This window comes from Nocardia cyriacigeorgica, assembly GCF_005863245.1.
Lineage (GTDB): Bacteria > Actinomycetota > Actinomycetes > Mycobacteriales > Mycobacteriaceae > Nocardia > Nocardia cyriacigeorgica_C.
The window spans coordinates 57,781-77,190 of record NZ_VBUT01000014.1 but is presented as its reverse complement, the minus strand read 5'-3'; the positions used below and the strand labels follow the sequence as shown (position 1 = coordinate 77,190).

At 67.7% G+C, this 19,410-nt stretch carries 32 protein-coding genes; 2 read left to right on the top strand and 30 right to left on the bottom strand.

The features are described 5' to 3' along the window. Positions 1-14 precede the first annotated feature (14 nt). The 7 genes from FEK34_RS28240 to FEK34_RS28210 are packed head-to-tail and all read right to left on the bottom strand — an operon-like array spanning position 15 to position 5,517. Positions 15-383 (bottom strand): head decoration protein, encoded by a 369-nt coding sequence (locus FEK34_RS28240; RefSeq protein WP_138452816.1) that lies wholly within the window; start codon positions 381-383, stop codon positions 15-17. Positions 384-411: 28 nt separating this feature from the next. After that, positions 412-1,020, bottom strand: coding sequence for a hypothetical protein (locus tag FEK34_RS28235; protein ID WP_138452814.1), 609 nt, complete (start codon positions 1,018-1,020; stop codon positions 412-414). Positions 1,021-1,076: 56 nt separating this feature from the next. Continuing rightward, the gene (locus tag FEK34_RS28230) at positions 1,077-2,042 is read right to left on the bottom strand and encodes a hypothetical protein (RefSeq protein WP_138452812.1); all 966 of its coding nucleotides are present in this window, start codon (positions 2,040-2,042) and stop codon (positions 1,077-1,079) included. After that, a complete protein-coding gene (locus FEK34_RS28225) occupies positions 2,020-3,438 on the bottom strand; it encodes a phage portal protein (RefSeq protein ID WP_249359690.1) in 1,419 nt (472 codons plus the stop codon). Before FEK34_RS28225 ends, FEK34_RS28230 begins: the two co-directional genes overlap by 23 nt. 10 nt (positions 3,439-3,448) lie before the next feature. Then, on the bottom strand, positions 3,449-4,054 hold the full coding sequence (locus tag FEK34_RS28220) for a terminase (RefSeq protein ID WP_138452808.1): 606 nt from the start codon (positions 4,052-4,054) through the stop codon (positions 3,449-3,451). Continuing rightward, positions 4,032-5,102, bottom strand: coding sequence for a terminase (locus tag FEK34_RS28215; protein ID WP_171048447.1), 1,071 nt, complete (start codon positions 5,100-5,102; stop codon positions 4,032-4,034). Before FEK34_RS28215 ends, FEK34_RS28220 begins: the two co-directional genes overlap by 23 nt. After that, the gene (locus FEK34_RS28210) at positions 5,089-5,517 is read right to left on the bottom strand and encodes a hypothetical protein (protein ID WP_249359688.1); all 429 of its coding nucleotides are present in this window, start codon (positions 5,515-5,517) and stop codon (positions 5,089-5,091) included. Before FEK34_RS28210 ends, FEK34_RS28215 begins: the two co-directional genes overlap by 14 nt. Positions 5,518-5,739: 222 nt before the next feature. Here FEK34_RS28210 and FEK34_RS28205 point away from each other — a divergent pair, with 222 nt between their 5' ends. After that, entirely contained in the window at positions 5,740-6,021 is a 282-nt protein-coding gene (locus tag FEK34_RS28205) for a hypothetical protein (protein ID WP_138452805.1), read from the top strand. Between the two features lie 80 nt (positions 6,022-6,101). Here the strand turns inward: FEK34_RS28205 and FEK34_RS28200 are convergent, their stop codons facing one another. From FEK34_RS28200 to FEK34_RS28190, 3 genes are read right to left on the bottom strand one after another with little or no spacing between them, the layout of a single operon-like run. After that, positions 6,102-6,449 carry a hypothetical protein gene (locus FEK34_RS28200; RefSeq protein WP_138452803.1) on the bottom strand — a complete coding sequence of 116 codons (348 nt, stop codon included), beginning with the start codon at positions 6,447-6,449 and terminating at the stop codon, positions 6,102-6,104. Further along, positions 6,449-6,664 carry a hypothetical protein gene (locus FEK34_RS28195; protein ID WP_138452801.1) on the bottom strand — a complete coding sequence of 72 codons (216 nt, stop codon included), beginning with the start codon at positions 6,662-6,664 and terminating at the stop codon, positions 6,449-6,451. Before FEK34_RS28195 ends, FEK34_RS28200 begins: the two co-directional genes overlap by 1 nt. Continuing rightward, positions 6,661-6,933 carry a hypothetical protein gene (locus FEK34_RS28190; protein ID WP_138452799.1) on the bottom strand — a complete coding sequence of 91 codons (273 nt, stop codon included), beginning with the start codon at positions 6,931-6,933 and terminating at the stop codon, positions 6,661-6,663. Before FEK34_RS28190 ends, FEK34_RS28195 begins: the two co-directional genes overlap by 4 nt. 995 nt (positions 6,934-7,928) lie before the next feature. Here FEK34_RS28190 and FEK34_RS28185 point away from each other — a divergent pair. Then, on the top strand, positions 7,929-8,318 hold the full coding sequence (locus FEK34_RS28185) for a hypothetical protein (RefSeq protein ID WP_138452797.1): 390 nt from the start codon (positions 7,929-7,931) through the stop codon (positions 8,316-8,318). Positions 8,319-8,358: 40 nt separating this feature from the next. Here FEK34_RS28185 and FEK34_RS28180 read toward each other — a convergent pair whose 3' ends face one another. The 20 genes from FEK34_RS28180 to FEK34_RS28090 all read right to left on the bottom strand — a co-directional run bounded on the left by FEK34_RS28180 (position 8,359) and on the right by FEK34_RS28090 (position 19,263). Continuing rightward, positions 8,359-9,255 (bottom strand): putative toxin-antitoxin system toxin component, PIN family, encoded by an 897-nt coding sequence (locus FEK34_RS28180; protein WP_171048446.1) that lies wholly within the window; start codon positions 9,253-9,255, stop codon positions 8,359-8,361. A gap of 8 nt (positions 9,256-9,263) precedes the next feature. Continuing rightward, entirely contained in the window at positions 9,264-9,503 is a 240-nt protein-coding gene (locus FEK34_RS28175) for a hypothetical protein (protein ID WP_138452793.1), read from the bottom strand. Between the two features lie 37 nt (positions 9,504-9,540). Further along, a complete protein-coding gene (locus tag FEK34_RS28170; protein ID WP_138452791.1) occupies positions 9,541-9,828 on the bottom strand; it encodes a hypothetical protein in 288 nt (95 codons plus the stop codon). Continuing rightward, a complete protein-coding gene (locus FEK34_RS28165; protein WP_138452789.1) occupies positions 9,825-10,082 on the bottom strand; it encodes a hypothetical protein in 258 nt (85 codons plus the stop codon). Before FEK34_RS28165 ends, FEK34_RS28170 begins: the two co-directional genes overlap by 4 nt. After that, positions 10,079-11,131: a hypothetical protein gene (locus FEK34_RS28160; RefSeq protein ID WP_138452787.1), complete on the bottom strand. Its 1,053-nt coding sequence runs from the start codon at positions 11,129-11,131 to the stop codon at positions 10,079-10,081. Before FEK34_RS28160 ends, FEK34_RS28165 begins: the two co-directional genes overlap by 4 nt. Further along, positions 11,128-11,346 (bottom strand): hypothetical protein, encoded by a 219-nt coding sequence (locus tag FEK34_RS28155; protein WP_138452786.1) that lies wholly within the window; start codon positions 11,344-11,346, stop codon positions 11,128-11,130. The genes FEK34_RS28160 and FEK34_RS28155 overlap by 4 nt, the downstream gene beginning before the upstream one ends. After that, on the bottom strand, positions 11,343-11,603 hold the full coding sequence (locus FEK34_RS28150; RefSeq protein ID WP_138452784.1) for a hypothetical protein: 261 nt from the start codon (positions 11,601-11,603) through the stop codon (positions 11,343-11,345). Before FEK34_RS28150 ends, FEK34_RS28155 begins: the two co-directional genes overlap by 4 nt. Positions 11,604-11,710: 107 nt before the next feature. After that, on the bottom strand, positions 11,711-12,439 hold the full coding sequence (locus tag FEK34_RS31435) for a RusA family crossover junction endodeoxyribonuclease (protein WP_432760999.1): 729 nt from the start codon (positions 12,437-12,439) through the stop codon (positions 11,711-11,713). 80 nt (positions 12,440-12,519) lie between these two features. Further along, positions 12,520-12,915 (bottom strand): hypothetical protein, encoded by a 396-nt coding sequence (locus FEK34_RS28140; protein WP_138452781.1) that lies wholly within the window; start codon positions 12,913-12,915, stop codon positions 12,520-12,522. Beyond that, complete coding sequence (locus tag FEK34_RS28135; RefSeq protein ID WP_138452779.1) at positions 12,912-13,217, bottom strand: hypothetical protein; 306 nt, start codon at positions 13,215-13,217, stop codon at positions 12,912-12,914. The genes FEK34_RS28140 and FEK34_RS28135 overlap by 4 nt, the downstream gene beginning before the upstream one ends. Further along, complete coding sequence (locus tag FEK34_RS28130; protein WP_138452777.1) at positions 13,210-14,151, bottom strand: hypothetical protein; 942 nt, start codon at positions 14,149-14,151, stop codon at positions 13,210-13,212. The genes FEK34_RS28135 and FEK34_RS28130 overlap by 8 nt, the downstream gene beginning before the upstream one ends. Further along, on the bottom strand, positions 14,148-15,617 hold the full coding sequence (locus tag FEK34_RS28125; protein ID WP_138452775.1) for a DNA cytosine methyltransferase: 1,470 nt from the start codon (positions 15,615-15,617) through the stop codon (positions 14,148-14,150). Before FEK34_RS28125 ends, FEK34_RS28130 begins: the two co-directional genes overlap by 4 nt. Further along, positions 15,610-15,819: a zinc finger domain-containing protein gene (locus FEK34_RS28120; RefSeq protein WP_138452773.1), complete on the bottom strand. Its 210-nt coding sequence runs from the start codon at positions 15,817-15,819 to the stop codon at positions 15,610-15,612. The genes FEK34_RS28125 and FEK34_RS28120 overlap by 8 nt, the downstream gene beginning before the upstream one ends. After that, the gene (locus FEK34_RS28115; RefSeq protein WP_138452772.1) at positions 15,812-16,975 is read right to left on the bottom strand and encodes a hypothetical protein; all 1,164 of its coding nucleotides are present in this window, start codon (positions 16,973-16,975) and stop codon (positions 15,812-15,814) included. The genes FEK34_RS28120 and FEK34_RS28115 overlap by 8 nt, the downstream gene beginning before the upstream one ends. Further along, entirely contained in the window at positions 16,965-17,531 is a 567-nt protein-coding gene (locus FEK34_RS28110) for a hypothetical protein (RefSeq protein WP_138452770.1), read from the bottom strand. Before FEK34_RS28110 ends, FEK34_RS28115 begins: the two co-directional genes overlap by 11 nt. Positions 17,532-17,533: 2 nt before the next feature. Next, positions 17,534-18,349 carry a PD-(D/E)XK nuclease-like domain-containing protein gene (locus FEK34_RS28105; protein ID WP_138452768.1) on the bottom strand — a complete coding sequence of 272 codons (816 nt, stop codon included), beginning with the start codon at positions 18,347-18,349 and terminating at the stop codon, positions 17,534-17,536. Beyond that, on the bottom strand, positions 18,346-18,600 hold the full coding sequence (locus FEK34_RS28100; RefSeq protein WP_138452766.1) for a hypothetical protein: 255 nt from the start codon (positions 18,598-18,600) through the stop codon (positions 18,346-18,348). The genes FEK34_RS28105 and FEK34_RS28100 overlap by 4 nt, the downstream gene beginning before the upstream one ends. Continuing rightward, positions 18,600-18,767, bottom strand: a complete 168-nt coding sequence (locus FEK34_RS30280; protein ID WP_171048445.1) for a hypothetical protein — start codon at positions 18,765-18,767, stop codon at positions 18,600-18,602. The genes FEK34_RS28100 and FEK34_RS30280 overlap by 1 nt, the downstream gene beginning before the upstream one ends. Next, entirely contained in the window at positions 18,767-19,039 is a 273-nt protein-coding gene (locus FEK34_RS28095; protein ID WP_138452764.1) for a hypothetical protein, read from the bottom strand. Before FEK34_RS28095 ends, FEK34_RS30280 begins: the two co-directional genes overlap by 1 nt. Continuing rightward, entirely contained in the window at positions 19,036-19,263 is a 228-nt protein-coding gene (locus FEK34_RS28090) for a hypothetical protein (protein WP_138452762.1), read from the bottom strand. The genes FEK34_RS28095 and FEK34_RS28090 overlap by 4 nt, the downstream gene beginning before the upstream one ends. Positions 19,264-19,410: the final 147 nt, after the last annotated feature.

Below are 19,410 nucleotides of genomic sequence, written 5' to 3'. Positions count from 1 at the left end.
GGTTACGCCTCCTCTCAGAAGTAGCTGACGGCCTTGGCCGTGGCCTGGCCCGCAGCGTCGGGCGGATTGGGGACCTTCGCGGTGATCACCGCGCCGTGCCAGAGCAGGGCACCGGCAACCTTCGTCGCACCGGCGGGGACGCGCACCGCGGTCAGCAGGTGACCGGCGATGCCCTCGGTGTCGGCGTTGGAGCGCTTGCCGTACAGCCCGCTGGCGAGCTTGCGCAGCGTCCACCCGGACTTCAGGTAGCCGTCGGCGTAATCGCCTGCGACGAAGGTGGACAGGTCGAGAGTGATCGTGCGGGCACGATCGGTTCCCTCGGCCGTGGCCAGCCACGACTGGTCGTCCTGGCCGAAGGTTTCGGTCTTGAGGTTCAGATCCATTGCTCCCCTCCTTTACTGGGGGTGAAGGTCAGTTGCGGTTCTTGCGTGCCTGATAGGCGGCGCGACCGGAATCCATGGACCCGCCCGCGTCGGCCTGGCCGCCGCCTTGGCGGGGATCTGGCTTCGGGGTGGGCGGTGCCGCGGGTTCGGCAGGAGCGGCGGCCCCGAGCAGCTGCTTGAGCTCGGCTGCGTCGGCGATCAGCTCGTCGAGGGTGGCGCCGCTGAGCCGCCCGGCCAGGGACAGCGGGAGCCCGGATTTTTCGGCGGCCTCGTAGCGGAGCGCCTTCGCGGCGGTCTTTTCGAGCTGCTCGATCCGTTCCTGTGTGCGCTGGGCTTCGCTCTTCTGCGCGTCCTCGAAGGCCTGAACCTTGGCTTCGGCTTCGCGCCGCGCCTTTTCGGCGGCCTTGCGGGCTGCACGCTCGGTTTCGAGTGCCTTCTTGCCGCCGTCGCCCAGCTCATCCGGGCCGCTCGGTTCCGGTTCGGCCGGCGTCGGCGGTGGAGGCGGCGTGCCTGTCGGTGCCGGGTTGGGAGGGTCGCCCTCCGTTGATGCGCCTCGGATCGGCCAGATCGGAGATCCGTTGCGGCGGACGCCGAGTGCGCGGCCGAATACCGGGTGCACAGGCAGCAAGGTGTTCACTGTGATGTCCTCCATCGCGGGGGATAGACCCGATCCGGCCTCGCGCCGGCGGGAAGTCAGAGGATGTAGCTGTTGAGCCGCAGCATCCGCAGAATCTCGTCGCGGTCGTCGCTGAGCTCGTAGATCGCCTCCGGCATCAGTCGCGGAGTCGTCCGGGGGTTGCGGCCGCGTGCCCGGATGCGTCGACCGGCGATGCCTCGGACGGTGACGCCTTCGGTGGTGGTCAGCAGTTGGCGGCCGTAGACGTTGCGGCGTTGAGCGACGCCTCCGGCGATCGTCATGCCGCGGCGCGCGTTCACGGTCTGGTTGATGTCAGCGCCGTCCCGGATCGCCTGCGCACCGGCGACTGTGAACGCCCGATTTTGCTGCTGCTCGGTGAGACTGTTGAAGTAGCGGCGCGGATCGGTCGTCAAGTCGTCGGCGCGGTCTTCCCGAGCCGGGATGTGCTTGCAGTCGCAGTTCGGATGCCGCAGGAACCATGCCTTGCGGTAGAACCTCCCCGCCAGGATCACGCACCGCGAGCACGCCGGTTGGCTGACCATCCGCACATAGCCGACACCAGGGCGGGCAGTGATCCCGAGCCCTACCGCAGCGCGGGCGGTGTCGGCGAGCTGGGTGTGCACCATGCTCAGGGCTTGCTGTCCGGCCGCCGCCCACGCCGCAGCTGGTGCAGCCCCTTCGGCCACCTGGTGTTTCGCGGTGATGACGGTGCCGTACAGGAGCCCATCGAGACCGCGCCCATCCGAGGCGACCCCGATCAGCGGGGCGGTGTTGATCTGCACATCCGGGTCCACCGGGGTGCCGAGCTCGTCCAGGACTTCACCGACGTAGACGTCTGCGCCGGAAACGGCCCGCTGCTGGGCGATCTCGATCATCGCGATCAGCAACTCGATGTTCGATCCGAACCAGCTGTCGAACTGTCGCGGTGGCTGCGTGCCCCACGCTGCCCGGATCTCCGCCAGCGTGAGCGCGATGATGCGCAGCTGCTCCGAGTAGTGGTCAGCCGAGGCCTGCGGCAGCACCAGTCAGCTCCGCGTCACCAGTGTTGCGGGAATCGCTGAGATTCCGGGCCAGACGATCGAGCGCGGGGTCCTCGGCCTCCGCATTGAAGTAGGAGCGTTCGCGGTCCTTACGGGGTTCGTTCCAGCCCATCTCGTCCCACGAGCCTTCGCGGGAGAGGACCGGGGTGCCGCCGTTGAGTTTCTGGATCGCGTCGGCTTCCTCAGCGCGGGTCGGGGTCGCAGGATTGCGCCACTCCACCGAGAAAGGTTCGCCGGCAGCGGGCCATTTGCCGGTTCGGAACCGCTCGTAGAGCGCGAGCGTCCAGCCGAGTCCGACACCGAGGTGGGCGTTCTTCTCCTCGGCGTTGGACACGATCCGGGACTCATCGGCCCGGATCGCGCCCTCGGCAGCAGGATTGGCGGAGTTGGCGCCGAAGTACCGGAACGGCAAACCTGTCACGGAGCTGGCCAGTTCGGCGTACAGCTTCACGGTGTTGTGGAATCCGGCGAGATCAGCGCCGGGCAGCTGGCCGACTGTGACGTCCTTCGCGGACTTCTGGGTTGCCCAGAGGGCATCGAAGTAGCTCTGCCACACCGGGAGCGGGTTGCCGTTCTTGTCGACGAAGTCGCCCTTCGACACGCCCAGCACGTACCGCTTCTGCACCGCCACGGTCTCGACGCCGTATTGCAGGTCGGTCAGGGCGCGGGCGCAGGCATCGGTCAGCGGGATGACATCGGCCATCTCCGTGGTGCCGTGCCACTTCCCCAGGCGTCGACGGTTCAGGAACAGCACCACCGGCACCCGGCCGAGGTTGTGTGTGTCGATGCCGTCGTCGGTACCGACCGGGTCGATGTCCCACCCGTTGCGACCCATCACAAGCTGGATGGTTTTGTCCGGCAGGAACAGGGTGGCGACCTGGGTGCCGTCCTGCTCCTGGTATCGGCGCAGCGCGGCGTCCATCCGGCGGCACCGCTGGTTCACCAGGCACGCCATCTGCCGCGGCGACTCGATAGTGATGAGCGGGTGTTCCTTGTCGTCCTCGTTCGTGCCCACCACGGAGAACATCCGGCCGAAGATCATGTTCTCCTTCGACAGGATCGGCACCTCGGCGTCGAGGTTGTTTGCCGTCCACGCCTCCTGAAGGACCGGGTCAGCCTTGCCTTCGCCCGGCCGGTAGATGCTCTTCGGCTTCTGCCGTCGCGCCACCTCGTCGACGTACATGCGCGGCCAGTTCGCGACCAACTCGAAGATGCGGAATTCCTCCGGCACGGCCAGACCGATGTGGCGGAGTCGCTGCGCGCCTTCGTAGTAGGCGTCGTTGAGCTTGTCGTTTCGCGCGAGGTTGCCCAGCTGGCCGGTGAGCTTGTTGACCATGTCGCGCTCGTCGTCGGTGAGCTTCGTGCGGAGTTCGACCACGCTCACCTCCTCAGCTGAAGCAGAACATGCGCCCGTCGACGTCCTCCCAGCCCGCTTCGCGCGCGTCTGCCGCGGCTTCGTGGGCGATGATGGAGGCGATCGAGGCGTCGATCTTCTGGTGGTCGGATGGTTTGCCCAGGACGTATTTGTCGCCGGGCTTGGGGACTTTGCGGCAGTTGGCCATGTGAATCTCGGTGATCGGGCATCCGTCTTGTGTGATGCGCCCGGTTTTCAGGTCGATTTCGAATCGGCGGATCGCGGCGTACATCTGGTTGATGCGGTTGGTCGCCCACTCGAAGACGTGTTCCTCGCCGTGCTCGAGCGCCCAGTCCCCGCCCTCGGAACGCCAGTCGTGCGGGTCGAAATACATGCGCGCGACATCGAAGGTGGAGAACACCTCGTCCACCGCGGCGTGCACCTCGCCGCGCGGAATCTTGCCGCCCCACTCGGCGGGGTTCCAGATCGTCGGCCGCCGGTCCGGCCCGTACCGGGGCGTGAACTGCAAACCGTCGCGAGTCTCGGCGCGCAGCGCGGTCCAGTCATTGTTCTCCGAGCCGTCGAACCCGACACAGATCGGAGTCCCCGACGGCGGACTAGGAAGCCAGAGCTTCTGCATACCGGCTCTCCCACAACCCATCCGGCAGCCAGGTCCCAGCTCGAGCAACCAGCCGATTCCCGAAGAACCTCTCGGCCTGCGCCGGATCCAGCTCGTTCAGCTCGACCGCTTCCGCCTCGATCGAGTCGAGGTTCACCCACGGCGACCCGTCGTAGACGTAACGCAAGATCTTGCGGCGATCGCGCTTGTTGCCCCACGACAGCCCCGCCGGCGGGATCCGGAAGAACTTGAAGATGTCCTTGGCCTGCGACTGGTAGGTGCGCTGCGCGGTCGAATTCTCCGACGGATCCCACGCATTCGTGGTCTCCATCGTCCGCCCGCCCATACCGGCCGCACCGCGGCGCTGAGTCTCGGCGATGCCGACCATCTTGTTCGCCTGCGTGTACAGGCCGGACTCGTCTTGCAGCACCCACGACACCGGGTTACCGACCCGGCCGCGCGCCGAGGACGTCACCGCGTCGATGCGGTCGAAGTCCTCACCGCCGACCGATCCGAGGATGCGGATGAAGCCTTCGCGGACCGCCATCAGATCGGACAGAGGCCCCAGCTTGATCATCGCGGTGAGCGGGCGGTAGACGTTGCCGACCTGCTCCTCGTTGTTCGCGGTCAGCTGGATCACCGGTGAGGGGTGACGCATGCCCATCGGCTCGCCGGGCAGGTACTCGTACTCCCAGCCGCAGCCGCAACCCCAGTCCGAGCATGCCCAGCCGTCGCCGCTGCCTGCCCAGCCGAGGAACTGTGACGGCCCTACGGCCTCCAGGCAGGTGATCGACGCCGACCAGGGGCCCTTGCCGGTCTTCTGCGGGGCGACGATCTGAGCGCGCCGGTAGGTGAATGCCTGGTTGAACAGCGGCTGGTCGTCAGACTCCCACTCGGCGCCCGCGCGCACTCGGTAGTAGTTCGCGCCGCACCAGAACTGCCAGTCCGACCACTCGAAAGCGGCGCCACGACGGAACCCGTCCGGGATGCAGCAATGCCGCTTGACCCACGCCTCACCGATATCGCCGAGGGTCGGGAAGTCGACAACGAATCCGTCAGTCGCCGCCACCAGCCACCGGCCTCAACCGCCGCGCCGGCGGCTGCGAGCTCGACGCCTTCGTCTTCTTCTCCGCCCGAGCGGCCGCCACCTCATCCGCGGCGATCGCCCAGCCGTTCTCCCGCATACCCGCCGGGGTCATCCCGATCTGGTCGGCGAACCGGTGCAGCGAACCACGATCCGAAGCCATCGCCTGATCCGATTCGCAGATCACCGACGTACGAACCCAGTGCGCGATAGCCTGCCACCGCCACGGCTCCTTCGCCCACGCCACAGCCTGCGGCGTCCGCCACGCCCACGCCCACAGCTCGGCCTCCCGAGCCTGGACCAGCTCGGTGGTCTCCTCGTCGAAGACCTGATACCGGGCGCCCTTCTCACCGTGCTCCCAGCGCATCACGCGCCGCGGCATCAGCGGAAACTCCGGCACCTCACCGGCATAGCCCTCGGCCGGTAACGAAACCCACGTCAGACCACGACGATCCGAACGACCAGACGTCGGATCCACCGGCGGCCCGGAACGATTCCGTGCACCACCACGCGGCATCTCTCATCACCTCCTGGCAGCATCGCGCCGCCCTGGACGGAAACCCCCGACCGGCATCGCGCCAGCCAGGGACAATCACCCCATCCGCGACGGAATGAGGAAGCTATGACCCGCACTCAACTCTTGGCCTGCCGCGCCGGCACCATCCTCGGCGCAGCCGCGCTACTGATAGGCGTCGTGCTGTGGATCGTCGACATGAACAACATCCCCGAGATCTGCACACCGCACACCGGATACTTCGGCCGACCTGATGGGATCCGCTGCCGCAACGGGGACCCGGACTATCGCGGGCTCTACCTGGCCGGCCTCGGACTGACGATCGTCATCTGCACGTTCATCATGTGGGCCGCGCTCACCCCTCGCCGGCAGCGCACCGAGGGCATCTGAACCCTCCGCACGGATTTGCGCCCTCCGTCGCGGCGGAGCGGGTCGGGGTGCGAGGGGCCCTCCCCCTGGGGTGGGGTCGGTCAGTCGGCGTGGCGGGCGCCCTTGGCGGCGTTGCAGGCTCGGCACAGCACCTGTAGCGGGCCGGTGGGGTCGCCGCCGGCGGCGATGGCTGTGCGGTGGTCGGCGGTGAGGTCGGTGGCTGGGTGGGCGGGTCGCTCCCAGCCTGGGCACCAGTCGCCGTGTCGGGCGCGGTGGGCGGCGACGGTGCCGGCGCGGCGTTGCCGTTCAGCCCAGGTGCGTGTGGCCTTGGTCGGGGTGGTGGCTCGTTGGTGTCGGTCGTAGTCGGTCTGATGCTCTGGGCATCTGCGTTCGGGCTGTGCCTTCGGGCAACCTGGCACCGTGCAGATGCGGAGCCGCGCTCGGGCCATCAGGCGATGGGATCGGTGCTGATGTTCGCGCATCGCTCGGCCTGCTGCCAGGCGGCAAGGGCGGCGTCGCGCAGGATCGGGCGCAGAGCTGCCTCCACAGCATCGGCACACGATGGGATGGCCAGCGCCTTACACAGTGTGTCCGTGGCGCTCCGGGTGGTCCGGATGATCGCCTCGAACTCGTCGGGCGACGGCTCGACAGTCCGGTCGCTCATTGGCCCGTAGCGATCATCCGGCGCAGCTCGGCCGCTGCGGCACCCGCGATCTCGGGGTCGGGCTCGGTCATCGCCACTTCGATCAGCTTCGCCCGCTTGTTCTCGGCGAGCCACCGCGCACCGGCGAGAGCGACGTCGTCGTACTGTGCTGGAGGCGCAGCTGGCGTGCGTGGGTCGAGCCGGTCGGTCAGGTGGCGAAGCACGTCCTCGGTGTTCAGCGCCGGGTTCACGTGGAATCCGTACGTGCAGTCGCTGAGCAGCACGGGCACCGAGTCGTCACCTGGCCGCGGTCCCCGGATCTGTCCGCCCACGGCGTAGCGCGGTGTGGCCCTGCCGGTGGCGCGGCGGATGAGTTGGGCCAGGCGCGCGATCACCACTGCCACACGCCGATCGGTGTCTCGTACCGCTGTTCGAGTGTGCCGATGGGGTGGCACAGCAGCAGGCGCACCATAGCGGCCAGCATGTCCATCAGAGGGTGCCGATGATCTCGGCGATGGCCTTGATGACGATGACGGCGATCCGTCCGGCGACGAGCACGGTGTCGAGGTCAACGCTGCCCATGATGTCTCCTTGGTGTGAGGCCGATGCGCCGGAGTAGGGCGCGTATCAGCCAGGTGTGGATGGCGTCGAACATGCCGGCCGCCGATCGTTGGGTGTAGCGCGCAGCATTCCCTCGCCGCTGCCGCACCGTGGATCACCGGCGGGGCGTGAATGCGGCAGGGGGTCATTGGGCGCTTTGCCGGTATCCAGTGAGGTCCGTCCGGTTTGACGCGCTACAGGTCTGAGATACAGCTCGGCCCACCTCGCAAGGGGTTCGAGGTGGGCCGAGGGTCTGCGGCACTGGGTTTGCCGCGCGGTGCTGCGATCCTGTTTTGGGGTCGGGTCGTCAGCAGCAGAATTCCCTGCAAGGTTACATCAACGAGCAGCGTTGAGGCGTAACGCGCGCCGTTGAGAACCGACCGGTACTCGGTGATTTCCCTGACATTCGCCCGACCCGCTGTGGCTGCCCTCGGCGCGGCCTACGCTGCGCGCGTGATGAGAAAGAGGTGTCCGGTGTGCCAGCAGATGGTCGAGGTTCGGCATAACGGAACGGACCCGATTAACGACGATGGCCGGACGGATCCATATGAGTTCGTGCCGCACATCCAAATCGAGGACCGTGGAGGCATGCCGTACCGCGTCGATTGCACGGGGTCCGGCCGCAACCGGCACAACGCATCCAACGGCTGGTAACGCGCCGGGGCCGCAACCCGATTGGTGGGACATGAGGCGTGCGGTCATCTGGACGTTGTTGATTGTGTTCGCGTGGCCGGTGGCCTTAATCGTGTGGATCGTCAAGTATCCAGACCAGGCGAAGAACGTCTGGCGCACCATCCGCGACCACGTCCGAGCGCACCCGGCGTTGTTCCTTTGGGGTGGTTTCGGGCTCGGAGTCCTCGGCGTCATCATCGGTGTGACAGCGCTCGACCCTGGCATGACCGCGTTCTACTGCGTATGGGCTGCTGTGTTCGGCTCGCTGCTGGTGCGCCGTCAGCTGAAGGCACGGGCAGTTGCTGCGGCGGAGATCGCGGCGCGGGCGGACGCACAGCACGCGGCATATCTCGCAGGCGATGACTTCGGGGTGTATGGCACCAGAGACATGCCGAACATCTGAGCGGGCTTCGGGCACACGGCTTATCGCTGGTCAGTGTCGGTTACTGCGAAGGAGTCCTGGGGAGAATCTCCTCGGGGTTTATCGGTGCCCCGAGGGCGAACACCCGCCAATGGTCGAATGGAAGACCTTGGTCATCCAGGTCCGGGCACCGCACCAAGGTCATGAATATCGTATTCGGTGGCAGGGCGACGCCGCCCACATGCGCAACTCTGAGAGTCTCACCGGGGTCGGGCGGCAGCTTCAGGTGGGCAACCTCGGGTGATGCGTAGACCGGTCTTGTGGCAAGACCGCGCCCCCGTAGCTTGCTGCGCACTTCGTCTCTGCCGCGAACGAAGAGGGGCTTCGTTTCGGGAACAACTGTCAGGCCCAGCACCATATCCGCCTCGGGCCCATCTCCAGCGATCGCCGTGCAGAACAATCTATAGACCTCGACAAGAGGCCTTGTTCCTTCCGCATCGATTTGTCGCTCGATCGCGTCATGTTGCGATGGGAGAAACTCGCTTCCCCATTCATGCTCGTAGGAAAGGATTTCCAGAGCATATGGTGCTTTACCAACAATGAGGTTCGGGACCTCGACGGCTAGGACCTTCTTGTCGCCGCTGACCAACATGTCGGCTTCTGCATCCTGGGCCAGCGCAACGAGGAAGTTGTCGTCAGCGTCTGCACACACCATAGGCAATTCCAGGTCTGGACGGTCCGCTACAAACGTCCCCGCCAGGGTGATGGCGGCGACATAGTCATCGGCCTCATCCAAGGTGAACCACCTGCGGAACTTGTCCCGCTGGAGGCGAGTTTCGACTTCGTCGAGCAACTTCTCAGAAACGATCAGCTCGAACTCGCCCCGCAGCCCACGATTCACCAGTTCACGAATGGCCCCGCGAGGGCTGATAAGGGCCGAAATGAAGATGTTGGTATCCAGGACAAGACGTCGGGCCACTCTGCTCCCTAACCTCGCCTTGGAGCGCCGACGTGATCGCGGTTGCGCTTCTCGAATCGCATCCGCTCTGTTTCCTCGAACACCAGTTCCGAGGCTTCGTCGTCGGTGAGGGGCTGGCGCTTGCTTACAGCATCAAACAGATCCGCCATAACGGCGCTGACCAGTTCGGAATCGGGCAGATCTTCTTGCCGTCGCTCCCGAAGTCGACGCCGCGCCGCAGCGCGGCGAGCCTCTCCTTCTGTAGCCATCAAACGACTCCTGCCTCGTGATATCTCCACGATACTTCTACACACGCGGATCGTGCACCAGCCGGAAGTCGTGCAGTGGCTCGTCTGGGCCGCCGGCGGCGGTGAATTCGCGGCCGACGACTTCGCCGGCGGGCATGTCGACGTCGCGGCCCATCTCGGCGGCCGACAGGACGAGCGGCGACTCGTAGGTGTGCCATGGGGTCACACAGTGGGCCTCGTCGCCCACGGTGAGGATCACGTACACGGGGACGCGGCCGTCGGGGAGCACCGCGTAGTCGTGGCCGATGCCGGGATCGTCCCAGTCGAAAAAGGTCTCGTCGCTCATGCCTGCGATCCTTCCTCGTCCCAGAGCTGTTCGTTCAGGATCTCCAGGATGTCGTGGCAGACGACGTATCGGGCTGCGGTGTACTGCTCTTCCGGTCCCCAGCTTTCGGCCTTGTCGGCCCAGTGTTCGGCGATCTTGAGGATCTCGCCGATGATGTCGGCGCGGGCGCCTTCGAGGGTGTCCTGGTCGATGAGGCTGGCGTCCCGGGCCTTGTCTGCGGTGATGCGGGCCCGGATGTCGTCGAAGACGCTCATGCCGCGGTTCCCTTCTTCTTGGCGGCCTGGCGGGCCAGCTCGAGTGCGTCGCCGAGCCGGTACACCTGCCGGTCGCGGGAGTCGATCTGGTGGTCGGTGATGCGGATGCCGTACCGGTCGTCGGTGTGCTGCCAGCCGCGTGCGGGCAGGCGCCGGGACTTGTTCGCCCAGTGGTAGAGGGTGCGCTCCGGGATGGGTGCGCCGATCGCGCGGGTGACGCGGACGAGGTCGGGGATCGTGTACAGCTGCTGCTCGGCGGTGTCGCGGGCCTTGTCTTGGATCTGAGCGACGTCGTGTTGTGTGCGGCAGCGGCGGCATTCGACGAAGTCGGCGATGCGGCCGGAGTCGTCGACGTCGGCGCGCAGCTCGTACCCGCAGACCTTGCCGGTGTCGGCGAGCTCGGCGGGGCAGGCACCGAGGTAGCGGCGTGGGGTGGGGCGGTCGATGATGCGGGCGATCGCGGTGATCGCGTCGTTGAGGCGGACGTGCAGCCGGTCGGCGGGGTCCTCGGCGGGTTCGAGGGCGCGGAGGTCGGTGCCTCGGTGGGCCAGCCACACAGCGTCCTGTTCGCTTGGGGTGGCGGTGACCTGGATGAGGGTGGCGTGGAGTGTCGGCACCCGGCCGAGGAACCGGCCTGTTTCGGGGTGGCGGCGGATCGGCGGCGCGACCGGATCCCGGTGCTCGGGGCCGAGCCGCAGGTTTTTCGCGAGCTGGACGAGGCCGCGCGCACCGTATGGCACCGTCGATCCGGTGACCGTGGTGATCTGGTCGACCCACTCGGCGAGCACCGCGGTGAGGTCGCGGAGTTCGCGGTCGCCCTGGATGGTGATCCCGCGGCGCCCGACCGCGCGGACCGGGATCGGGGTGTCGGTGGATCGCCCGACTGGTGCGGGTGCGGTGACACGGCCGAGGCCGACGCGCGTCACCTCCAGTTCGGTAAGCAGGCGCGGGACGTCGAGCAGCTGCTTGACGATGTTTTCACCGCACTCGGTGCACAGCGGGAGCCGGTCGCCCACGGGACGGGCGCATTCGATGCATTCGACGTTCATCGGGTCTCCTCCAGGATTCGCACGGTCCCGCCTTCGCGTTCGGTTCGGGTGGTCCACGTGATCGGGTCGGTGTGCCAGACCTGCCCGCGTACTCCGTCGTGGTCGATCCAGTACCCGGCGAACTGGCGGCGGCCCATGCGGTCGGGGCCGTCGTCGAGGAACTGGACGAGGTGCTCGCGCGGGATCTGGAAGTCGGTAGGCCGGGGCATGCTCATCGGCGCACCCCGATCAGCGCGAGCACGCCAGTGATGAGCTTTTCGACCTTGTGGACCGACCAGCGCCCTCGGGTGAGCACGGTGTTGTGGTCGTCGTCGATGTAGTAGTCGCGGCCGTAGATCAGCGGGCGGCCGTCGGGGATCCGCTCAAGCGGCACCGGCGGTTCGGGTGGTGGCAGGCGTAGCCGCTGCTCGCGAATCTGGTGGGCGCGGCGCAGACCGCGCAGGACGGGCCCGGTGGGTTCGACGTTGCTCATGTCGTCACGCCTCCTTGGTGGGCAGGTAGTTGTAGGTGAGATCGGCGACGGTGATCCACACGCCCGGCTGGCATCCGGGGTCGGCGAACGCCCGGCCGGTGAGGGCGTTACTCATGCGGTTGCACCTCCTGATCGGTCAGATGGCCGGATGGGTCGGCCAGCCAGCATTTGCGGCACCTTCCACCCCGCTTGTGGGCCAGCTCCGTACCGCAGCTCGTGCAGCGCGAGTTCGGTCGTGCCTTCGCTCGGGCTTTGGCGCGCAGAGCGTCCGTTCGGCACGTCTCGGAGCAGTAGCGGCTCGTCCTGGTCTTTCGACGGAAGTGGTTCTTGCAATGCCCGCAGGGGACGGGCAATGACAGGTCCGGGTGTCCTCGGCTCGCCTGTCGGCACTCCGGCGAGCACGTCTTAGGTGGCCTCCCTCGGTGGCCATCCATCGGGATGGGTTGACCGCACACGGCGCACGGCGCCGTCGCGTCGGTCCCTCGTAGCAAGCTGCTCACGTGGCGCCCGATACCGACCACTGTGCGCGGGCGCTCGGCATCGAGCTCGATGATTCCCATGACCGCAGTGCACTGTGAATCGTCTAGCCAGAGCACACCGTTGGCGGCGTCGCAAACGTGCTTGATCAGGTTGTCTGTGTCGATCCTCTGTCGGTTCGGGCGGAAGAACAGGCACGCCAGGCCGACATTCCCTGTGTACGGCTGCTTCACGACGCGGCGCAGGTATGTCGCTGTTCTCAGTTCTGCGTCACGATCTTCAGGCTTTGAATAGGCGTGACCGTTCCGTCTGAACCGCGGCCTGAATTTCGACCACGGCGCGCCGGGGATGGTGACCATCTCGAAGCTGTCCGATACGTCACCAAGGCCCAAGGCTGCGAACATGTCCAGGATTCGCTGGACGTCGCTACCGATCGGGGTCATTCGGTCACCTCCTGCCAGTCGGTGACGTAGCGGCGCTCGATGCGCGAGAACTCCTCAGCGGGTACCTCGTCGTCCCATACCGATGGTCGGGGGACCAGGCGCATATGGTCCCGATCCGATTCGGCAGCCCGGCGGTGGCTGCGGACGATGCCACCGCCAGCGGTGTTGCGGGCGACCCACTCGACGCCGGTCGGCAGTAGCCCGGCCTCGGCGAGGGCGTCGACCAGCGGCGCCACGTCGGTCAGGTACATGTCTCGCGCCCAATCAGGCATGGCCGCCCAGTCCTCGCGGGGCGTGCCGTCCTCGCGCTGCGGATACGCCGCGAGGTCGACGGCCCGTTGTGCGCGCGCCACAGCCTCGACTGCCGCGGCGCGGATCTCGTCGGCGCTCATCGCTGGGCCTCCTGCTCGGGCTCCCACAGCACGACCGCGGGGAGGGCGATGCATCGCCACGGCCCCGACACCTCGTTGCCGGGCTCGAGATAGTCGTCGCCGTCGCGAACGCACACGTCGCCCCACCGATCGCGAACAATGGCGCCGTTCTGGACTGCATCGCGCTTCTCGGTGGTCTCGATGACGCGGGCGGGTGGACGCCAACCCGTACGCAGGAGGCGCTCAGCTCCCTCGCGTGCTGCACAAAGGTCGATGCCGACGATGGCGTGCAACAGGCCGGTCAGGGTGTCGCGGTCACTCATCGGTATCGGCCTCCTCGGTGGGGACGTGCACGACGGTGATCGGGCACCCGATGGCGGTGTAGTGGCTGATCAGCTGCGCGGAGGTCAATCCGTCCGGGAAGCTCTCGCCAGTCCATCGCAGCCCCTCTGGGAGCGTCTTGCGCTTGAACGGATCACAGTGCCGCGGCATCACCACTGAGCCGTACGGCAGCGTGTCCAGCTCGGCAGGGTTGGTGATCTCGCGGGCGGGTGGACGCCAGCCAGCGAGGACCAGCGCGTCGGCCGTCTCGCGCGGCGACATGCCCTCATAGGTGCACTCGGACAGCTTGTCGGCCAGAGTCTCCCGGACGCTTGCCATCGCCGCTGCGGCACGGGCCGAGGCGATCGCCTGGCATGTCCCGCAGTCGCAGCGCTGGGGATCCTCCGCGGGCGCGTGTTTCGGACACGGCTCCGACTCCACCGGCACCCCGCAGGTTCCGCACACCCTCCCGCCGGGCGCGACGTCGTCCGACCACACCTCGCGGTAGGGCTGCTGCGCCTCCAGCTCGGCGATGCGGGCACGCTTCTCGATCAGCTCGGCGCCCAGCACATACGCCGGATCGCCGGTGCCGTCGAGTGCGCGGACCAGCGCGGCGAGGTCGGTATCGGTGGGGCGGTCGTGGATTTCGGGCGGACGGCACGCAGCGGCGAGCGTGGCGGTCTGCTCCAGTTCTGTGACGCGGGCGTGGGCGGCGTTCAGCTCTGCGACCGCCTCGCGGATGACCTCGAGGCGGTGCTCGGCGACCTCACGCCAACCGTCGCGGCCACGAACCACCTCGTCTACGTAGGCGCGGGCGCCCAGCAGCTCGGCCGCGATCGCCTGCACGGTCTCGTCGGGCAGCATCTCGGCGTCGGCGGTGTCGGCGATCTCGCGCAGCTCGTCGTCGGTCAGCGGGGCGGGGGTCTGGTTGTTCATGCGGTGGCTCCTAGGCTTTCGGCGACGACCCCGACGAGGTCGCGGGCGGCTGGTGGGGTGACAGCGTTTCCGGCCATACGGACCTGCTCGCGCCGGTTGCCGAGGACGATGTACTCGCGCGGGAAGTCCATCGCCGCGACGATTTCGCGGGGCTCCAGCATCCGGAACCGGACGTCGTTGATGTCGATCGCCGGGCCGATGGCGATGCCGTCGGTCTCGCGGGTGGTCCGGGCCGGGATCGGTTCGGCGGTAGAGGTCGCGCGCTCACGCCACGTTCCGCCGGCTGGGGTAACGAGCCCGTGCCGTTCGACGGTGGTGCAGGTCGACAGCGGCGCCGAGGTGGTCGTGGTGCCGCCGCGGCCGTAGTAGGCGGTCACCAGCCCGTGGTGGCCGCCGCCAGCGGTGACGGTGCACAGCGGCCGGGTAACGGGCCGGTGTTTCGAGCCGCCGCCGCGCAGTTCGGCCACGAACGCCCACCCGGTTTCGTTACGGGTCGACATCGTCCGCAGCGGCTGATCGACGGGCCGAGCTTGCTTGCCTTCGCGGCCTTCGACCGGCACGGCGAGCCCGATGTGGTCGTGGTTCCAGTACTTGTCGATGCCTGCCTGGATCCGGGCCATCGTCTTGGCGGCCAGCGGTTTCGTCCGGTCGCCGATGCGGGTGCCGGGGTCGGACCAGTCGATGATCTCGGCGGCCGGGCGCACGGCGGGTTCGAGGATCTGGTTGCGGCAGGTGACGTTCGGGCAGCGGTACACGTACTGCGTCCGGTACTTCGCCACTTTCGACGCGCCCGGCTTGAATGCCTGCAACGCCGAGACCGGTCCGCAGTCCGGGCAGGCGGCTGGTGGGCGGGTGACGCGCTCGATGTCCGGGCGCCGATCACCCTTCCGCCAGAACACGACATAGAGCCGGTCCCGGCTCTGCGGTGCGCCCTGCCCGAACAGCTGGGCGTGCATCGAGTTCAGGTACACGATGTGGTGGGCGTAGCCCATCGCGTCCATCGTCGACAGCCAGGACCGGAACAGCGTGCCCTTCTCCGGCGACCACTCCGGCGCCCACTCGACCGCCTCGGCAACGTTCTCGACGATGATCGCCCGATACCCGTGCGCTTCGGCGAACCGCGGCACGTCCCACATGGTGGCGCGGGAGCGTTCGGCGGCCTCGTCCGGCAGCGGCTCGTCGTCGAACAGATTCGCCGGTCGGAGCTTCTTCTGCCCCTTCGCACGAGAGTGGTTTGTGCACTCCGGTGACACCCACAGGATGTCCGTGCGTGGGTAGCGGCGCGGGTCGACCTGGGACAGGTCGGCGCAGTCGTGATCGGTAGTCGGGTGGTTGGTGTTGTGGGTGTCGACGGCCAGCTGCCAGTGGTTGGCCGCGATCCGGACCTCGACCCCGGGAATCTGGATCGCGCCGGTCGAGGATCCGCCGGCGCCGCAGAACAGATCGGTGAGCGTGAGGTTAGACATTGTCGGCCTCCTGGCGGGCTCGGTTGACGCGGGCGGGGTGCTGTAGGCGGGTGGCGACGCGGCTGCCGTCGTAGGCGACGAACGTGCACGCTTCGCCGGCGGGCGCGCTGCACGGCCGGTACGGGCAGGCGACTTTCAGTGCGGCGCGTTGCTGGTCGATGTCGCGGGCCGAGAGCCGCATCGGGCGGTGGGTGTCAGGCATGTGCGTGTTCCTGTTCGGCGGCAGTCGATTCGGGGGCGGTGGTTTCGGTGGCCAGATCGCCCGCTGACGGACTTTCGGGGGCTTCCGCGACTCCTGGTGTGGGTGCGCCGGTTTCGGCTTCCTGGGCGCGTTTGAGCGCCTCGTACTGCTCGCGGATGGACGGGCGCCGTGACGGCTCCGGGGTGTGGTCGCACAGCTGGCGCCCGACGTAGCCCTCGGCGTCGCACATGTCGCAGGCGGCGATGGCGGCGCGGCGGTCTGCGGCGCGCTGTTGGGCGGCCTCGGACTGTGCGCGGGCCTCGGCGTGACGGCGGGCGGTCTCGGCCTCGAGGCGGGCAACCTCGGATGCCTCGTAGCGCTTGCGGGTGTCGGCGCATGCCCGGCACGGGTCGGGGGTGCCGCCGGGGTGCTGGGTGCAGAACGGCGTCGATGGGATTGCGGTTGGGGTGGGGGTGGTCTCGCGTGCGTGCGCGTCACGCGTGTGTGTGCGCGCGACCCCCCCAAGGTGACCAACTACGTAACTAGAGATCTCCCCTTCCCCTACCCCTTCCCCTACCCCGCAGGGTTCCGGGAAGGGTTCGCGAAGGGTTTCGACGTTCGGAAGGGTTTCCGAAGGGTTCGACCTGCGGTTTTCCAGATCCGAATCTGGAAGGGTTTCCGAACCCTCTTCGAACCCTTCGGGAAGGGTTTCGGAAGGGTTGTCGATGGGTTGTGAATCGGTTTCGGAAGGGCTCAGAATGTCCGCTGTCCGAACGGCATCCGCGCGGCCGGTGCGGCGCAACTCGACCGCGAGCGCGGCCCGGATCGCGGGTGAGTCGACCGCCTCGGCGCAGCGGAGCGCGTTCTTGAAGACGTTCGGCTGTTTGAGCACTCCGTCGTTGCGGATGAAGCTGCGCACCAATACCTCTTCGGTGTCGGTGTCGACCACGACGAACCGGCCGTCGACGAGAGCGGCGAGGTCGGCGACGATCGCCGTACTGGTCATCTCGTCGCAGCCCTTCGCCCACTTGCTGAGCATCAGCGGCAGCACGCCGGCGTTGTTGACCTCCTTCTGCGAGATCAACTGGGCGTACAGCGCTTGCGCGGTGCGTGGCAGCGCGCGGAAATCTGGGTCGGTCCAGATCCGGCACAGCAACCGGCCATGATCACGCGCCATCGGTAACCGCCTGCTCGTAGTAGCGGATCAGCTTCTCGATAGCCGCCGCGTCGGTGGAGGTGCGCAGCTCGGCGCCGTTGTTGTCGGCGGCGAACTTGGCGGTCGCCTCCTGCCCGGATATGCCGCGCGCGTTGAGCAGCCGCAGCAGCTCGGCGCGAGCGAAGTCGTGCGCGGGCAACTGGGCGGCGGCGGTCGCGGTCCGGGCCCGTACCTCGTCGGCCGAGGCGATGCCGCGTTTGGTGTCGGCGGCCAGGGCGGCGACGATCGCGCGCCCCCACGCCGAGGTCTCGGCGTTCTGCAACTCCGAGCCGCGGGTGAAGTTGGTTCGGCCGGGGTAGGTTTCCCACGCCATTCCGATGCCGGGCACCAGGTCGTCGGGTGAGCGGTATGCGGCGGCCACGACGACGATGAACGTGTCGTCGCCGACGCGCTCGATCCGGTACGGCTGCGTCGGGTCGACCGGCCGCAGAGATCCGGCCGGGTGCAGGGTGCGGAACTCGACGATCCGCTCGGACACCTCGACGTAGTCGCCGGTGCTGAACTCCTGTTTTGCCATCGTCACCACTCCCCAATCGCCCATGCGGGCAGGCTCATCCGATATGTGCGGTTGCCGTAGCCGGGCCACTGGTTGGCCTCGCGGCATGCGGCGAATAGTTCGATGCCGGCGGACACGACGCGGTCGCCCTCGGCGACGGCGCGGGCGTCGAACTCGTGAATGCTGGTCAGGTAGGGTGGTTCCTTCTCCTGCGCCAGGAACACGAACCGATCCACCTCGTAGCCCAGTTCGCGCAGCACGCGCCGGTAGTGGGCTTCCTGCACGTGGTAGCCGTATTCGGCTGCGCTCTTGGCGAACGCGCGCGGTGCGGCGTTCTTGGTTGTCTTGTAGTCGACGACCGTGACGTGCCGGTCGGCGCCGATGATGAGGTAGTCGAATCGGGCGCGCAGCATGATCCAGCTGGTGGGATCCAGTGCGTAGGCCGTCATCTCGGGCACACCCTCGGGCGCGAGCAGCTCGGCCACTTCGGGCCGATTCCGGGCCGCCGAGACCATCGTCTGGACGGCCTTGGCCTGCTTGGTCAGGAGCGGGATCTTGCCCTCGGCGCGGGCCGCGGCGCGAGCGGCCTTGGCGTCCTTGGTCTGCCACGTCTCGGACGCCACCACTTCAACTTCGGCACCGGCGCCGAGTAGCAGCGTGTGGGCGACGGCGCCGATATCGAACACGTCTTTGTCCTCGCGCTCTGCGCCTTGGAACTTGGCCGGACCGCCCGGCTTGACCAGCTGGCGGAGACCGGTACTGGACAGGCTGTCGGGGTCGCCGTGGTAGACGCTCTCGGGAATGTCCGGGTACAGGCCCGGTGCGGTGGGCGCCGTCACGCGACCACCGCCCGCGGCATCGGGGCGCGCGCCTCGGTGATCGCCTCAGCCCGCGCGATCAGGGCACCGACCGGGGTGTCGGGATCCAGCCACGCCGACAGGCACATGATCACCTGCGCCATGCGTTCCGGGTCGCGGGCGCACTGAGCGGCGAGCCGCTGGTATATGGCCAGCGGCGCGAGTTCGCGCACGTCCTCGGCGATCTGTAGGGCTTCGGCGGCGAGCTGGTCGTGATCGGTGTAGCGCGCCATCACGCCTCCCCGATGTCGTCGAGGCCGAGCATGGCCAGCAGCTCGGCGGCATCCTCGGCGCTGGTGGCGTTGCGCCACACGGTGAGCCCGGCCCGCTTTCGGTCGGCCTCGCTCACCGGCGGGCAGTCGATATGTGCGAGTGGGCTGGTTTCTCGCGGCTGGCGCATCACGCCACCTCGCGATCAAGGTCACGGTCGCGCGCGCGGTCCCACTCGTCGCCCTCGAACTCGTCGCCGTCGTCGTCTTCGTCGGCGAGCAGCTCGGCATCGTCGACGTCGCCACCACCGCAGTGCCGACACCCGACGCCTTTGCAGATGGGGCACTCGTGCGAGCCTGGATGCAGCCAGTTGTCGATGATCCCGATCGTGATCGCGACGACGACCGCCAGCCCGCCGATGGTGTAGATACCGCCGAGGGCGATCTCGAGGATGTCGGTCATCCGACCACCGCCTCGGCGCGCATGATGGCCTCGTATTCAGCCAGGGCGTCGACGAGTACAGCGCCGAGCTGGATCGCGTCCTCGGGGCGCAGATACAACGTCGTGCCCGATCCCAGCCAGAGTTCGAGCTTCCCCGTGTTCTTGGCCCACCGGTGACGGATCTGTTCGCCGTTGAAGCGGTTCCCCGTCGTCGATGTGAACGACGGCAACGTGTTGTCTTGCATGTAGACTCCCGATGTTGTTGGTCTAGGTGGCCCCGGCGAGATGTGAGCTCGCCGGGGCCACCGGCGTTTACGGGGTTGGGAGACGGCCCGGCGCGAGGGCGACTTCACCCGCGCCGGGCGCCGACTCGAGTGGCCACCACTTCACGG

Coding starts and splice junctions, on each gene's coding strand:
- FEK34_RS28240 (WP_138452816.1), bottom strand. CDS start 383: ATGGATCTGAACCTCAAGACCGAAACCTTCGGCCAGGACGACCAGTCG.
- FEK34_RS28135 (WP_138452779.1), bottom strand. CDS start 13,217: ATGAGTGACCGCGACACCCTGACCGGCCTGTTGCACGCCATCGTCGGC.
- FEK34_RS28120 (WP_138452773.1), bottom strand. CDS start 15,819: ATGCCTGACACCCACCGCCCGATGCGGCTCTCGGCCCGCGACATCGAC.
- FEK34_RS28115 (WP_138452772.1), bottom strand. CDS start 16,975: ATGGCGCGTGATCATGGCCGGTTGCTGTGCCGGATCTGGACCGACCCA.
- FEK34_RS28195 (WP_138452801.1), bottom strand. CDS start 6,664: ATGAGCGACCGGACTGTCGAGCCGTCGCCCGACGAGTTCGAGGCGATC.
- FEK34_RS28185 (WP_138452797.1), top strand. CDS start 7,929: ATGAGGCGTGCGGTCATCTGGACGTTGTTGATTGTGTTCGCGTGGCCG.
- FEK34_RS28200 (WP_138452803.1), bottom strand. CDS start 6,449: ATGGCCCGAGCGCGGCTCCGCATCTGCACGGTGCCAGGTTGCCCGAAG.
- FEK34_RS31435 (WP_432760999.1), bottom strand. CDS start 12,439: ATGGTCACCATCCCCGGCGCGCCGTGGTCGAAATTCAGGCCGCGGTTC.
- FEK34_RS28160 (WP_138452787.1), bottom strand. CDS start 11,131: ATGAACGTCGAATGCATCGAATGCGCCCGTCCCGTGGGCGACCGGCTC.
- FEK34_RS28175 (WP_138452793.1), bottom strand. CDS start 9,503: ATGGCTACAGAAGGAGAGGCTCGCCGCGCTGCGGCGCGGCGTCGACTT.
- FEK34_RS28155 (WP_138452786.1), bottom strand. CDS start 11,346: ATGAGCATGCCCCGGCCTACCGACTTCCAGATCCCGCGCGAGCACCTC.
- FEK34_RS28130 (WP_138452777.1), bottom strand. CDS start 14,151: ATGAACAACCAGACCCCCGCCCCGCTGACCGACGACGAGCTGCGCGAG.
- FEK34_RS28090 (WP_138452762.1), bottom strand. CDS start 19,263: ATGCAAGACAACACGTTGCCGTCGTTCACATCGACGACGGGGAACCGC.
- FEK34_RS28205 (WP_138452805.1), top strand. CDS start 5,740: ATGACCCGCACTCAACTCTTGGCCTGCCGCGCCGGCACCATCCTCGGC.
- FEK34_RS28140 (WP_138452781.1), bottom strand. CDS start 12,915: ATGAGCGCCGACGAGATCCGCGCCGCGGCAGTCGAGGCTGTGGCGCGC.
- FEK34_RS28125 (WP_138452775.1), bottom strand. CDS start 15,617: ATGTCTAACCTCACGCTCACCGATCTGTTCTGCGGCGCCGGCGGATCC.
- FEK34_RS28100 (WP_138452766.1), bottom strand. CDS start 18,600: ATGGCGCGCTACACCGATCACGACCAGCTCGCCGCCGAAGCCCTACAG.
- FEK34_RS28095 (WP_138452764.1), bottom strand. CDS start 19,039: ATGACCGACATCCTCGAGATCGCCCTCGGCGGTATCTACACCATCGGC.
- FEK34_RS28170 (WP_138452791.1), bottom strand. CDS start 9,828: ATGAGCGACGAGACCTTTTTCGACTGGGACGATCCCGGCATCGGCCAC.
- FEK34_RS28110 (WP_138452770.1), bottom strand. CDS start 17,531: ATGGCAAAACAGGAGTTCAGCACCGGCGACTACGTCGAGGTGTCCGAG.
- FEK34_RS28150 (WP_138452784.1), bottom strand. CDS start 11,603: ATGAGCAACGTCGAACCCACCGGGCCCGTCCTGCGCGGTCTGCGCCGC.
- FEK34_RS28165 (WP_138452789.1), bottom strand. CDS start 10,082: ATGAGCGTCTTCGACGACATCCGGGCCCGCATCACCGCAGACAAGGCC.
- FEK34_RS30280 (WP_171048445.1), bottom strand. CDS start 18,767: ATGCGCCAGCCGCGAGAAACCAGCCCACTCGCACATATCGACTGCCCG.
- FEK34_RS28220 (WP_138452808.1), bottom strand. CDS start 4,054: ATGCAGAAGCTCTGGCTTCCTAGTCCGCCGTCGGGGACTCCGATCTGT.